Genomic DNA, 13,243 nt, shown 5'->3' on the forward strand with positions numbered 1-13,243 from the left:
TTATCTTATTTGTCTTATAAGTTTACAAATAAGTTCAGCCTCACTTTTTTGCAATGTTGGATATATTGGGAAAGATATACTTTTTAAATATGCATTTTCAGTATTAGGAAAATCCTCATTAGGTAAGTTCAAATACTGATGCAAAGGCTTAAATACAGGTCTAGCCACTTCAACATTATGACGCTCAAACATCTTTATTACATCATAAATATTCATAGAACCATTAAGCATGCAAACATATCTATAATAAGAAGGACTTTCACTGTCATGTGTAGATAACTTTATTAAATTGCTTTCTAATATAGCACTGTCATAAAAAGAAGCAATATCAGCTCTCACCTCAACCATTCTCTCAAGATGTTTAAGCTCTTCCATACCTATAGAAGCCTGCAAATCTGTAGCACAATAATTGAATCTCTGAATAAAATTATCTTTTTTATCATAATTGATAATATCTCTTATAGCGTCCATACCCTTTTTTTTGGTAAGTATCATTCCGCCAGCACCGCCGGAAGTAATCATTCTAGTAGCAGATAATGAAAAATAAGCATAATCTCCAAAACTTCCAAGCAAAGTATCTCTATATTTGCCTCCCAAACTATGTGAAGCATCTTCTATCACAGGAACTTTAATATCTGCAAGCTCGTCTATTAAAGCACAATTACCAAACATATGTGAAACAATAATAGCCTTAGTTTTTTCATTAATAGCCTCTATAACATTATCCATAGAAATTTGAAAACTGTCTTCATCTATATCTATTAATACAGGAGTAGCTTTAAGATTTGTAACAACCTGAAGAGGAGAACTATTTAAAAATGATGACATAATTACCTCATCACCCTCTCCAACATTTAAATGTCTTAATATTAACTCTAAAGCACTAGTACCGCTATTTACAAATATAGCAGAAAAGCTTTTGCCGAAATAACTAGCAAAAGTTCTTTCGAATTCATATATAATATCTCCAGTAGCAAGATTATCACTAATCATTACTCTTAAAGCAGATTCTAAATCTTTTTTTCTTATAGTAGGTCTAGAATGGCGTATCAATTTTTGTTCCTCATATATATTTTTTATTTGGTATTATAATATATCAATTACAATAATTTTCAATACAGAATATATTATAAATATACAATTTGTTATTTCTAAGGTTGTAAATATTAAAAATTATTATATAATAGAGTTTTATATACAATAAGTCTGTGAGGGGATATATTAATTATGGGAAAACCTATAACTAAAGAAGGATATGACAAAGTAAAAGAAAAGCTATCAGAATTAAAAGCAGAATTTGATACTTTACCTGCTATAATAGCTGAAGCAAGAGAAAAAGGAGACTTGAAAGAAAATGCAGAATATCATGCTGCAAGAGAAAAACAAGGACTTCTTCAAGCACAAATCTCTAAATTAGAAAGTGATTTGGCAGTATGTGAAATAGTAGACCCATCAAAGATGAATAAAGACATTGTAACTTTTGGTAAAAGAGTAAAAGTTAAAGATAAAAACTCTAATGCAGTTTCTGAATATAGAATTGTAGGAGAGCTAGAAGCAGATATGTCTAAAAATGAGATTACTATAGTTACACCTATTGCTAGAGGACTTCTTACAAAAAAAGTTGGAGATGTTGTTACTATAAAAGTGCCTGCTGGAGATAAGGTATTAGAAATATTAGAAATTAGTCTATAATAAATAATTTTTGAATATTTTAATAAAGGCTTGAATATAAATATTATTTTATACTCAAGCCTTTTTAATTATTTTTATATAAATATAAAAACAATCACACTTTTTTTGTTTTTCACTAAACAAATGTATTATTAAAGCATGTAATTATTTCTTTGAAAAGCTATTCTCTTCACCCTTCAATATTCTTTTATAATTTGGTATATGTTTTATTATAATAAACACCGCAAGAAGTATTGTTATTGGAAATAAAGCTATATAATTAACATTAAAAAATATTCTGTATAAAAAATTAGCCTTAAAATATAAAAAACTAAGCACAATAGGAAAAGCCAAAGCACCAAAAGTAGAGCCAATAGCAACTGTTTTTCTTGAAGCAAATAAACCTATAAAGAAAAATATCATAGTGATAAGCAAACTAATAGGAGCAAGCATAAACATAGAACCAGCACTAGTTGCAACTCCCTTGCCGCCTTTAAAGCCTAAAAATATAGAAAATACATGCCCAAGTATAGAAGCTACAGCACAAACAATTAAAATATAGCTATGAGTTAAAATGATATCAGAAAGAATAAAACTAGGTATAATAACAGCAATCATTCCCTTACCTATATCGCAAATATAAGCAGCAATACCAGCCTTTTTACCGCAAACACGAAGCACATTACTTGCCCCTGGGTTACAGCTACCCTCTTTTCTCACATCATGACCATTAACTTTTCCTATTATAAATGAAAACGGTATAGCACCAATTATATATGATACAACTACACTTATTAGAATTTTAATTATCATATTTCTTTCCTCTCTTTCTAAAGTTAAGTATAATAGGTGTTCCTCTAAAATCGAACATCTCTCTAAATCTATTTTCTAAATATCTTTTATAATGCGAATTTAATTTATGCGGGTGATTACAAAATACGGCAAAAGCAGGCGGATTAACACCTGTTTGAGTAACATAGAAAATTTTAAATGGATTACCTCCAGCAGATATAGAATACTCCCTTGTAGCTCTCACCATAGTTTCAGTAAGTGCATGAGTTTCAAATCTCTGAAGTCTTGTTTTTGCCACCCTGATGGCTAAAGATAATAGTTTCTCAGCATCATTTTTTCTCGTAGCACAAACCCTAGCATAAAAAGCATAATTAAGCACAGGAAAAGCAGACTTCATATAAGACTCATAATCATTCCAAGTAGTGCCCTTCTCTCTTATATCCCATTTATTAGCAGCAATTATTATACCCTTTCTTCTCTCTATTATGAGGTTTGCTATAGTTTTATCTTGGTCTGTTAAACCTTCAAAAACATCAAGCATAAGTATGCACACATCAGAAGCTTCTATTGCTTTTATTGCTCTGTTTACACTGTAGTATTCAACATCTGTATTAACATTCTTCTTTTTTCTTATACCAGCAGTATCTACAAGACAAATATCATCACCTTTAAAGTTAAATGTTTCATCTATAGAATCCCTAGTAGTGCCTGCAATATTTGATACAATGCTTCTGTCTTTTCCAATTAATGTATTTAATAAAGTAGATTTCCCAGCATTTGGTTTTCCTACTATAGCTATATTTATAATTTTCTTTTTTGCTATATATTCATCAAGTCTGTATTGCTTTTTGCTTTCTTTACTTGCATCTTCGTCATACTCTTCATCAAAATCATCTTCTTCAAATATCTCTTCATCATTAATAACAACATTATCTTCTTTATTATTTTCTTGAGTAGCCTCCCTCTCAGCTTCTAAATCAATTCCTATTCTTTCAAAAACTTCAAGTATTTTTTCTCTCAAATCATCAATACCATTATTATGTTCAGCACTTATAGCAACAATATCTTTTATACCAAGAGAGTAAAATTCATTAATTAAATTGTTATGAGAATCAGAATCTATCTTATTTATAACAAGTATAATAGGTTTATTTAATTTTCTTATAGTGTTAATAAAATGCCTATCATCTGGGTGAGTTTGATGAGCATCTACTACAAATAAAAGCAAGTGGGCCTCATCTGTAGCAGTATTTAATGCTTTTTCTCTTACCTTTTCATTTAATACATCTTCACTCATATCTAGAAGTCCGCCTGTATCAAACACATTAAAAGCTATATCATCAATATATGTTTTAGCTATGCTGATATCTCTTGTAACTCCAGCTGTAGGATCAACTATTGATTTTCTTCTTCCTGCAAATCTATTAAAAAGAGTGGACTTACCTACATTAGGTCTGCCAAGTATAGCAATATTCTTCATCTGTTTATAACCTTAAATCTTATACTATTTTTATAATAACATAAAATATAATATATTGCTATTATATTTTATTTTAATAAATACATAATCAATAAAATAATAAAAATATTATTATTTAATAATTTATGAATTAGTAGCACCTTTTATTAATTTATAAAACCAAGTATCTTCAGAATTATTTAAAGGAAGAGTATATTTTGTGCCGTCATTATCTATAAAAATAATACTTTTTTTATTATAATTTATAGTCATATTATAATCATCTAAATTTAGATTTTTTACAGAATTAGTATTATTGATATCTTCTATATATTGTGCTTCAGTTATATTTGTTATATTCTGCTCGCCTATTCTATTTTCTATAACTCCGCTAATATATGTAATATTATTAAAACTATTTGTATCATCTCTTTTTACAAGTATAAAATTTACAGTATCATTAGTAATCTCATTTCCATTAGCATCTTCATTAAACATAAGTATACTTACCTTATCGCTAACATATAAATTACAGCCTGTAATAAAAAATATACCAATTAGTAAAATAAACTTTTTCATAAACCATAATCCATAAAAAATATTATAATAATATTAACATATTTTATATTTTTTAGAAATATAAACAATATCCTAAAACCACTAATACTATACTTAAATTAAAAATTAACACATAAGTATATAAGCAGCAATAATAAAAACTTGACAAAAATAAGACATAATAGTAAAATATATATAGTATTGTAAGTTTGACAATTATATATAACTTTTAAGGAGAAATTAAATGGCTGTACCTAAGCATAGAAAATCGAAATCAAAAAAGAGATCAAGACAAGCTGCTAACGATAAAAGATTTTTAGGTTCTTTATCAATCTGTCCTCAATGCGGAGCAGAAAGAATGCCTCACAGAGTTTGCCCTGAATGCGGCTTCTATAAAGATAGAGTAGTAAAAGCTAATAAAAATCAAAATGCTGGTTAATAAATAATTAGGATTATCAATGAATTTATCCATAGATGTTGCTAGCGGCGAAAAACCTCTAGACGAATTAGTTAATGGTGCAATTGGAGCATTGTCTTTAAATAAAGATGTAAATTTAATATTAGTTGGTAATGAAAAAGATATTGTTAAATCTTTATCTTCATTAAAATATGATAAGAACCGCGTAGATATAAAACATAGCGATTCTATTATAGAAATGACAGAAACTCCGGCTGTTGCAGTAAAACATAAAAAAAATGCTTCTGTATTAGTAGCAGCACGTTTGGTATCAGATAAAAAAGCGGAAGGTTTCTTTTCGCCTGGCAATACTGGAGCTACACTAGCTGCTGCACTCACAGAAATAGGTCGTTTAAAAGGTGTTATGCGTCCCCCTTTAGTATCTACACTCCCTAAAATAGGCGGTGAGTTTTGTATGATGGATATGGGGGCAAATGTTGATTGTACTCCAGATTATATGGCTCAATTTGCCGTTATGGGAAGAGTATTCGCTAAAAGATACATGAACATAAATAATCCAAGAGTTGCACTTCTAAATATAGGTGAAGAAGACAGCAAAGGAAATGCTACTGTAAAAAAATACTTTGAAAGATTAAGAAAAAATGAAAAAAGTAAATTTTATTGGTAATGTTGAACCTAACAGTATGCTAAAATCTGATGTTGCTGATGTTGTACTTGCTGATGGATTTGATGGTAATATAGTGTTAAAAAGTATAGAAGGAAGTGCTAGTTTAATAGTAAATATGCTAAAATCTGAAATAAAGAAAAACCCTCTTAATATGATGGGGGCTGTTATGATGAAGTCTGTATTTAAAAACTTAAAAACACAGATGAGTTCTGATTCATATGGCTCTGCTATATTACTTGGATTAAACGGCGGTGCTTTTGTTGGACATGGTACTACTGGCGGCAATGGTGTTAAAAACGCTGTACTTAATATGTATAAATTCTTAGATGCCAAAATAAATGAGAAAATATCTAAAGAACTTTTAGATTCTGGTGTAAAAAGAAGAATTTTTTAAAAGGGTTTTTATATATGGTATATATTAAATCTTGTAAAGCTACTTATAAAAATAAACAAACCTCTATGCCTGCATCTGAATTAGCTATGGAATCTATTAAAGATACCATAAAAGACATAGACCCATTATCCATAGATGCTATTATTTGTGCTACTGTTACTAAAGATTATATTTATCCATCTACTGCTTGTATATTAGCAGGTAAAATTAATGCTTCAAATGCTTTTTGTTTTGATATAGAAAGTGATTTTACTGGTTTTATATCTGCTTTAAGACTTGCTTATGCTTTTGTAAAAAGTAATAGATATAAAAATATTTTAATAGTAGCAACTGAATCTTTTTATATTTGTGATGATACTAATAGATTTGATGACGCTTCTGTTTCTGCTATAGTTTCTAATGAAAAATCAAATATAGAAGTTTCTTTCATAGATTCTGTTACAGACGGCAGTGCTTTAGAAAATTGTTACATTCCTATGGGCGGAACTGCTAAACCATACACTAAAGAAGGTGTTAATAACAAAGAACATTTTATCTCTATAAAAAATAATGAAATATTTGAAGATGAGGCAAAAAAAGCCGCTCTATACATAAAAGAAACTTTATCTAAAAATAACATAGAACCTAATTACTATATACCGTCATATTCTAGCAAAAATGCTTTTGATGCTTTTGTTAATACTTTGAATGTTCCTAAAGACATTGTTTATACAAAAATGGAAAATGCTAACTCTTCATTGAGTGCTTCTTCTGGAGTTGCTCTTTCTATGGCATTAGAAGACGGCAGTATAAAGAAAAATACTAAACTCGCTTTATGCAGTTATGGAAGCGGTTATACTAGAGCTGTTGCGGTATTAAATATTGATTAAATATTATAAATATTAATTTTATATAAAAATGTAAAAAATAAGGACATATATTATGAAGTTAGGTAAATTTCGTTTTGGGGGTGTACATCCTCATGATAGCAAAGATACTGCTCAAATAGCTTCTTCTACTATGACCCAAGCTCCTAAATCAGTTTTAATATCTATGGCACAGCATATCGGTGCACCTGCTAAAATGTTAAAGAACAAAGGAGATAAAGTTCAAAGAGGAGAAATGATTGGAGAGGCTAGCGGATATGTATCTGGAAATGTGTTTTCTTCTGTTAGCGGAACTATTGCTAATATAGAAATTGCTCCGCCGCCTTTAGGAAGAGGGGCTAGTGCTTTTCTAATCAATTTAGATGCTGAAGCTAATAATGTTGATTTTACCCTAAATAATAATTACATGACCTTATCTGCTGAAGAAATGTCTAAAAAAATTCAAAACGCTGGTATAGTTGGTATGGGAGGAGCTACCTTCCCTACTAATGTTAAAGTTGATGGTGCTGCTAAGGGTAACTGCGATACTTTAATTATTAATGGCGTTGAATGTGAGCCTTATATTACTAGCGATTATAGACTTATGATGGAACATACTGAAGATTTATTCAAAGGTATAGAAATCTTAAGAAAAATTATTCCTTCTGTAAAAAGAACTGTTATTGGTATAGAGGCTAATAAACCTTTGGCTATTGAAGAGATGGGCAAAGTTGCTAAAAACTACAATGTTGAAGTAATGCCTTTAAGACTTCGTTATCCTCAGGGTGCTGAAAAAATGCTTATTGATGCTACTACTGGCAGAGTTGTACCTGTTGGTAAGCTTCCTATGGACGTTAATGTTTTGGTTGTAAATGTGGCTACTTTATATGCTATATATGAAGCTGTTGCTAAAGATAAACCATTAATAGAGAGAATTGTTACTGTATCTGGTGATGCTATTAAAGAACATAAAAATATTTGGGTTCCGCTTGGTACTCCTATTTCGCATATAGTTAATGAGTGCGGCGGACTTATTTCTGATGATGTACTTGTTATAGCAGGCGGTCCTATGATGGGAGCTAGTGTTCCTAATTTGGAGCAATGTGTTAATAAAGGTACTAACTCTTTATTATTCTTAGATAAAAATAAATTGCCTAAAGAAGTTGAATATCCTTGTATTAAATGCGGAAGATGTGCTAATGCATGCCCTCTTCATCTTTCTCCTACTGAAATAGCTCATACTGCTAAGGCTAAAATTAAAGACAGATTAAATGCTTTGGATATAGCTACTTGTTTTGAATGCGGATGTTGTTCTTACATATGTCCTTCCAAAATACCTTTGGTACAATGGATTAGATATGGTAAAGATTTGTTAAGGAGATAAGATAATGAAGTTATACACTGAATCTTCTCCTCATATAAAAGATGGAGATACTACACAAAAAATCATGTTAAGAGTAATTATTGCTCTTTTACCTGCTATTATATATAGCGTAGTATTATTTGGTAATAGAGTAATTATATTATATCTCGCTTCTATTATTACTTGTATTTTATCTAATATAATTGTTAGAAAGCTTAGAAAACAGCCTGTACTTCCTGATTATGCTTCTGTGGTTACTGCTTTACTTTTGGTAATGACTTTACCTTCTAGTGCTACTATTACAATGGTTGTTATTGGAGGAGTTGTTGCTATTGTTTTTGCTAAAGAAGTTTTTGGAGGTTTAGGTTCTAATATATTTAACCCTGCTTTGGTAGGTAGGGCTTTCTTACAGGTTGCTTTCCCTGCTCAAATGAGTACTTATAACCCTCCTATTAGGGTTCCTTTCTTGGATTTATTTATTACCGATTGGCATAGAACTATGAATGCTATTACTGGCGGTACTCAGGCAGTGGATATGATGACTGCTCTATCACAGGCTACACCTTTAACTTTTATGAAGTTTACTTATAATAATAGTATTAGTACTTCTTTAATAGAACAAATTCAATTTGAAGCTCACTATTATATTCAAATGCTTTTAGGAAGCACTGGCGGAGCTATAGGTGAAACTTCTGTTATACTTCTTACAATAGGCGGAATATTCTTAATTGCTACTAAAACTATAGATTGGAGAATACCTTTAGGAATGTTTATATCTCTATTTACAGTAAGTTTGGTACTTTGTCTTGCTATGCCTGGTAAATTTGCTTCTCCTATATATCAAATATTTGCTGGCGGATTTGTTTTAGGTGCTTTCTTTATGGCTACTGATATGGTTACTTGCCCTTCTAGTCATTTAGGGGCTTGGATATATGCTCTTTTAATAGGTGCTGTGCTTGCAATACTTAGAGCTTTTGGTTCTTCTCCGGAATATACTATGTATTCTATATTAATAGGAAACATGTTTATGCCTTTAATATCTATGTATACTCGTCCTAAACCTTTTGGTAAGAAAGAGGCTATAAATATAGAAAAACAACAAGGAGCAAAACAATGAAAAAAGAAGTTACTTATAAAGCTGTAATATCTGTTACATTAACTGCTCTAGTTGCTGGATTTTTATTATCATTCGTTTATTCTTCTTTTGAGAAAGATATTTTAGCTAACAATGAAAAAACTGTATTAAATGGAGTTAAGGCTGTTATACCTAATGCTGACAATATAGAAGGTCCTATTAGTGAAAATGCTACTTATCCATATTATATTGGTAAAAAGGCTGATGGTTCTGTAGCTGGTTATGCTATACTTTCTTCTGCAGGCGGATATAATGGTCAAAATAAAATATTAGTTGGTTTTAGTGATGATGCTACTACAATTACAGGAATAGTTGTTACTGAGCAGGCTGAAACTCCTGGACTTGGTGCTAAAATTGTAGAACCTAGCTTTAGAAATCAATTTACTAATAAAAGTTCTATTGTACCTCTTACTGTTGTAAAGGGTATAAAACCAGAAGAGGCACTTGATGCTCAAATAGCTGCTATTAGTGGAGCTACTATATCAAGCACTTCTGTTGTAACAGCTGTTAATAGTGCTAATGAACAGGCTGTTAATTTATTCTTGCAATAAAATATAGTTTTAATAAATTATTAATAAGAGCCTCATTTTTATGAGGCTCTTTTTTTATATATATTATCAAGTTTTTCCTGCAGTTACACTCTATGAACTTAGTCAAAGAACCAAAAAGTGCGAATGTTTTAATTTTACACATTAGTAAATATAAATAAATAAATAAATATAAGATATTTTTATCCATACATAAAAAGTATATTTCATTAAATACAGTTCTTTTGGTTCTTTTATACCAATAAAAGAACTGGGGGAGTGGGGGTAAAGCCCCCACAAATAAAAAACTTAAAAATATTTTTTAATAAATTTAAAAATTTTTAGTACATACATAATAAATATTAATAATTAAAATATATCTGTATATTGACTAAAAAAATATATATCTTATATTATTTATATGAGTAATTTAATTAAATCTTTAACATTAATCACAGTATTGATATTGGCATCAAGCTGTAACAATTCATACAAACCAAATAACAGTGCAAATAATAATACAAACAACAACAATACAAATAATAATAACCCTACTACTAAAACTATGCATCTTAAAGTGAGAGTAAAGGGAGAGTCTAATAATAAGGCTTTCTTAAAATATGATAATATGTATGCTAAAGATATAGATTTTAGTATAAATAACAAAACTTATAGCTATACTGCCGATTTTAATAATGGTTATTATCTTTGCGTAGATAAGGCTGGAGTTTTGAGAGGAAACTATATAGATACTCAAAAATATATATTTGATAACAAAATAGAATTCGATTACAACTCAAAAGATACACAAAAAACATTAAATGGATATATATGGATTGGTTATGATTCGCATTTATTTTTTAGAAATAATATAACTATAAAAATACCTTTAAGCTCATTTGATGAAACAAAGCATACAAATACAGCTTTAATTACTATAGCACCCTATCCTGATAATAGCTCATACACCTACACATTCGATGGGTTTGAATCAATAAATAATTATTGATTGCCGTATTTAGCACCGCCTTTTATTAAATAATCTACTGTGTTGGTATATCCTTTTTCATTTGCTAAATCTAATGGAGTTTTTCCTTCATTATTTTTTGTATTTATACTTAAAAATGTATTATATAAATAAAAGCTTATAGCATTATTATTTCCATAGCTTGCTGCAATATGAAGCACACTGTCGCCATTAGAATTTTTAAAATTATATATAGAAGGGTATTTTTGTAATATTTTATTTATAAGAGCATAATCTCCAAAAGCAGAAGCATAAAATATTCCATTATATCCTTTTGAATCTTCAAGATATATATCAGCATTATTATCCATAAGCATAGAAACTATATTAATATTTCCTTTAAATATAGCATATTCTAAAGGGGTTGTTTTATCAAATACCAATTCTCCGCTAAAATTAATACCTTTTTTAGAATAGTAATTAGTATAATTGTCTAATGTTTTATTTATATCAATTTTATTTGTATAGCTTAAAAGTATATTAAGAGCATTTGTTTTATCATAATGAATAGCATAAAGAAGTGGAGTAAAGCCTTCCGGATTTCTTGTATTAAGATCAACTGTATTAGAGATAGCATTATGTATTAAAGCCGCGTCATCTTTATATATTGCATCAAAAAGAATTTTACTTTCTAATTGATGAGCATATTCATTATTTTCTTCTTCTTTTTTATAATAAGAAGTATCATCATCAGGCATATTATCATACAAAAAATCTTCTACAATATTATTTGCTTGAATGACGTTTAAATTATTATTATTATTATTATTATTATATGAATTCGTATCATAAATATTAGTTTCACCAAAATTACCCATTATATTTTCTATACTATCTCCATATAATAAGTCTGAAGCAGTTTTACCATCATAATTTTTTATAGTATAATCAGCTCCCTTTAATAATAAAAATCTATAAGTATTACTATTATTGTTTTTTACAGCCAAATGCAAAGGAGTATCTCCATCAACATTTTGTATATTTATGTTAATAGGAGTTCTATTCATAAGTGCAATTAAAGCATTAGTGTTTCCAAGTGATGATGCATTATGTAAAGGGGTGTTGCCGTATATATCTACAACCCTATAAGAATTACTGCTATAATTTAAAATTGTATCAATAACTTCTGCACTTGAAAATCTAGCAGCATACATTAAAGCATTATCTCCTAAACTATCTTTTCTGTTTATATCCGCACCATAATATAAAAGTGTGTTTATTATATTAGTGTTATTTTTAAATATGGCATACTGTAAAGGGCTAACATCACCCAAATATACATTTCCAGTAAACTCTACCCTACTTTCATCAAAATAAACTTCATCAGCTGGTATATAAGAAGTTTCTATATTTATAATATTTGTATTATTAACTCTATATTTAAGAAGTTCATTAACCATATCATATTTATCAAGGGCTATAGCATAAGTGAGAGGAGTTTCATAAGACATAATAATAGAGTTCATATTAAAGTTAGAATACATCATTATATCTCTTAATGCATTAGTATCTGAAGTTTGAATAACTCTTGCAATAAACATGTTTTCATTGTAAGTGTTTGTATTATTATCTTCTTTGTTTTCTAAGTCAATAGCAGAACTTCCTCCTGATAATATATATTCTGGAGTAACTCCATAATTATCACCTATATCTTTATTAGCACCAAGTTTAATAAGAAGATTATACGCATCATTTTTTGCATAGTAAGCGGCATAATATAAAGCAGTACATCCGTTTGAATCTCTGTCATTAATATTCATATCAACATTTTTAATTAAGAAATTAATAGTATTCAAATTATTAAAAGCAGCAGCATAATGAAGTCCATTAAGATTACCGTTAGGAGTTTTATCATTAACTAATGTTTTATCTTTTTGAAGAAGCATTCTTATAATATTACCGTCTCCAAAACCGCATGCATATAAAAATGCAGAGTTTCCTTCATTATCTCTAGCTTTAACATTAGCTCCCTTGTCTATAAGCTGTTTAACTATCCTTGAATTGTTTTTAAATATAGCAAACATTAAAGGAGTAGCCCCTCCTATATTAACGCTATCTCCTTCATATTTATTTATATCAGGATAAGCAGCAAAATCATCAGAAAGTCTGTATTCAATATTAACATCACTATATTCAAGAAGCACCCTCAAAGCTCTTTCATTGTTGCATTCAATAGCATATAAAAGCGGTGTTAATCCCATTTCATTTGTAGCAGAAAAATCTACCCTATATTTTAAAATCTCTCTCAAATCCCTTTCATTTTTCTTTTCTTTTATAGCCAAAAATAATTCGCTTTCTTTTTGATTTATAGCATATATATTTAAAGAGAAAACATAAAATATAGCTAATACAATGATTAAACTTCTTTTTATTAAACAAACCATTAA

General features: G+C 29.0%; 14 protein-coding genes. 9 read left to right on the plus strand and 5 right to left on the minus strand.

Going from position 1 to position 13,243, the window contains the following annotated elements; all coding sequences use genetic code 11:
* Positions 1-1,053: a DegT/DnrJ/EryC1/StrS family aminotransferase gene (locus BPP43_RS05040; RefSeq protein ID WP_014932706.1), complete on the minus strand. Its 1,053-nt coding sequence runs from the start codon at positions 1,051-1,053 to the stop codon at positions 1-3.
* Between the two features lie 174 nt (positions 1,054-1,227).
* Here BPP43_RS05040 and greA point away from each other — a divergent pair, with 174 nt between their 5' ends.
* Entirely contained in the window at positions 1,228-1,692 is a 465-nt protein-coding gene (greA, locus tag BPP43_RS05045) for a transcription elongation factor GreA (RefSeq protein WP_013244876.1), read from the plus strand.
* 144 nt (positions 1,693-1,836) lie between these two features.
* On the opposite strand, the gene plsY is transcribed toward greA, so the two are convergent.
* From plsY to BPP43_RS05060, 3 genes are all read right to left on the minus strand, one after another.
* Positions 1,837-2,484 (minus strand): glycerol-3-phosphate 1-O-acyltransferase PlsY, encoded by a 648-nt coding sequence (plsY, locus tag BPP43_RS05050; protein ID WP_014932705.1) that lies wholly within the window; start codon positions 2,482-2,484, stop codon positions 1,837-1,839.
* Positions 2,474-3,943, minus strand: a complete 1,470-nt coding sequence (der, locus tag BPP43_RS05055) for a ribosome biogenesis GTPase Der (protein WP_015274363.1) — start codon at positions 3,941-3,943, stop codon at positions 2,474-2,476. The genes plsY and der overlap by 11 nt, the downstream gene beginning before the upstream one ends.
* A gap of 123 nt (positions 3,944-4,066) precedes the next feature.
* Entirely contained in the window at positions 4,067-4,501 is a 435-nt protein-coding gene (locus BPP43_RS05060; RefSeq protein WP_013244873.1) for a hypothetical protein, read from the minus strand.
* Between the two features lie 223 nt (positions 4,502-4,724).
* Here BPP43_RS05060 and rpmF point away from each other — a divergent pair, with 223 nt between their 5' ends.
* From rpmF to BPP43_RS05095, 8 genes are all read left to right on the plus strand, one after another.
* Positions 4,725-4,919 (plus strand): 50S ribosomal protein L32, encoded by a 195-nt coding sequence (gene rpmF / locus BPP43_RS05065; protein WP_013244872.1) that lies wholly within the window; start codon positions 4,725-4,727, stop codon positions 4,917-4,919.
* Positions 4,920-4,938: 19 nt separating this feature from the next.
* Positions 4,939-5,565 (plus strand): phosphate acyltransferase, encoded by a 627-nt coding sequence (locus BPP43_RS12100; RefSeq protein WP_252832414.1) that lies wholly within the window; start codon positions 4,939-4,941, stop codon positions 5,563-5,565.
* A complete protein-coding gene (locus BPP43_RS12105) occupies positions 5,540-5,959 on the plus strand; it encodes a phosphate acetyl/acyltransferase (RefSeq protein ID WP_252832415.1) in 420 nt (139 codons plus the stop codon). Before BPP43_RS12100 ends, BPP43_RS12105 begins: the two co-directional genes overlap by 26 nt.
* Before the next feature lie 14 nt (positions 5,960-5,973).
* Positions 5,974-6,828 (plus strand): 3-oxoacyl-ACP synthase III family protein, encoded by an 855-nt coding sequence (locus BPP43_RS05075; RefSeq protein ID WP_013244870.1) that lies wholly within the window; start codon positions 5,974-5,976, stop codon positions 6,826-6,828.
* A gap of 52 nt (positions 6,829-6,880) precedes the next feature.
* Positions 6,881-8,188 carry an electron transport complex subunit RsxC gene (gene rsxC / locus BPP43_RS05080; protein WP_013244869.1) on the plus strand — a complete coding sequence of 436 codons (1,308 nt, stop codon included), beginning with the start codon at positions 6,881-6,883 and terminating at the stop codon, positions 8,186-8,188.
* Between the two features lie 4 nt (positions 8,189-8,192).
* Positions 8,193-9,284 (plus strand): RnfABCDGE type electron transport complex subunit D, encoded by a 1,092-nt coding sequence (locus BPP43_RS05085; protein ID WP_013244868.1) that lies wholly within the window; start codon positions 8,193-8,195, stop codon positions 9,282-9,284.
* Positions 9,281-9,853, plus strand: coding sequence for an RnfABCDGE type electron transport complex subunit G (locus BPP43_RS05090; RefSeq protein WP_013244867.1), 573 nt, complete (start codon positions 9,281-9,283; stop codon positions 9,851-9,853). The genes BPP43_RS05085 and BPP43_RS05090 overlap by 4 nt, the downstream gene beginning before the upstream one ends.
* A gap of 397 nt (positions 9,854-10,250) precedes the next feature.
* Positions 10,251-10,838, plus strand: coding sequence for a hypothetical protein (locus BPP43_RS05095; protein WP_015274364.1), 588 nt, complete (start codon positions 10,251-10,253; stop codon positions 10,836-10,838).
* Here BPP43_RS05095 and BPP43_RS05100 read toward each other — a convergent pair.
* The gene (locus BPP43_RS05100) at positions 10,832-13,240 is read right to left on the minus strand and encodes an ankyrin repeat domain-containing protein (RefSeq protein WP_015274365.1); all 2,409 of its coding nucleotides are present in this window, start codon (positions 13,238-13,240) and stop codon (positions 10,832-10,834) included. The genes BPP43_RS05095 and BPP43_RS05100 overlap by 7 nt on opposite strands.
* Positions 13,241-13,243: the final 3 nt, after the last annotated feature.

It is taken from the genome of Brachyspira pilosicoli P43/6/78 (assembly GCF_000325665.1).
Taxonomy (GTDB): Bacteria; Spirochaetota; Brachyspiria; order Brachyspirales; family Brachyspiraceae; genus Brachyspira; species Brachyspira pilosicoli.

Excerpts from the sequence above, each read along its gene's own strand:
- greA (WP_013244876.1), top strand. The coding sequence starts at position 1,228 with ATGGGAAAACCTATAACTAAAGAAGGATATGACAAAGTAAAAGAAAAG.
- plsY (WP_014932705.1), bottom strand. The coding sequence starts at position 2,484 with ATGATAATTAAAATTCTAATAAGTGTAGTTGTATCATATATAATTGGT.
- der (WP_015274363.1), bottom strand. The coding sequence starts at position 3,943 with ATGAAGAATATTGCTATACTTGGCAGACCTAATGTAGGTAAGTCCACT.
- BPP43_RS05060 (WP_013244873.1), bottom strand. The coding sequence starts at position 4,501 with ATGAAAAAGTTTATTTTACTAATTGGTATATTTTTTATTACAGGCTGT.
- rpmF (WP_013244872.1), top strand. The coding sequence starts at position 4,725 with ATGGCTGTACCTAAGCATAGAAAATCGAAATCAAAAAAGAGATCAAGA.
- BPP43_RS12100 (WP_252832414.1), top strand. The coding sequence starts at position 4,939 with ATGAATTTATCCATAGATGTTGCTAGCGGCGAAAAACCTCTAGACGAA.
- BPP43_RS12105 (WP_252832415.1), top strand. The coding sequence starts at position 5,540 with ATGAAAAAAGTAAATTTTATTGGTAATGTTGAACCTAACAGTATGCTA.
- BPP43_RS05075 (WP_013244870.1), top strand. The coding sequence starts at position 5,974 with ATGGTATATATTAAATCTTGTAAAGCTACTTATAAAAATAAACAAACC.
- rsxC (WP_013244869.1), top strand. The coding sequence starts at position 6,881 with ATGAAGTTAGGTAAATTTCGTTTTGGGGGTGTACATCCTCATGATAGC.
- BPP43_RS05085 (WP_013244868.1), top strand. The coding sequence starts at position 8,193 with ATGAAGTTATACACTGAATCTTCTCCTCATATAAAAGATGGAGATACT.
- BPP43_RS05090 (WP_013244867.1), top strand. The coding sequence starts at position 9,281 with ATGAAAAAAGAAGTTACTTATAAAGCTGTAATATCTGTTACATTAACT.
- BPP43_RS05095 (WP_015274364.1), top strand. The coding sequence starts at position 10,251 with ATGAGTAATTTAATTAAATCTTTAACATTAATCACAGTATTGATATTG.
- BPP43_RS05100 (WP_015274365.1), bottom strand. The coding sequence starts at position 13,240 with ATGGTTTGTTTAATAAAAAGAAGTTTAATCATTGTATTAGCTATATTT.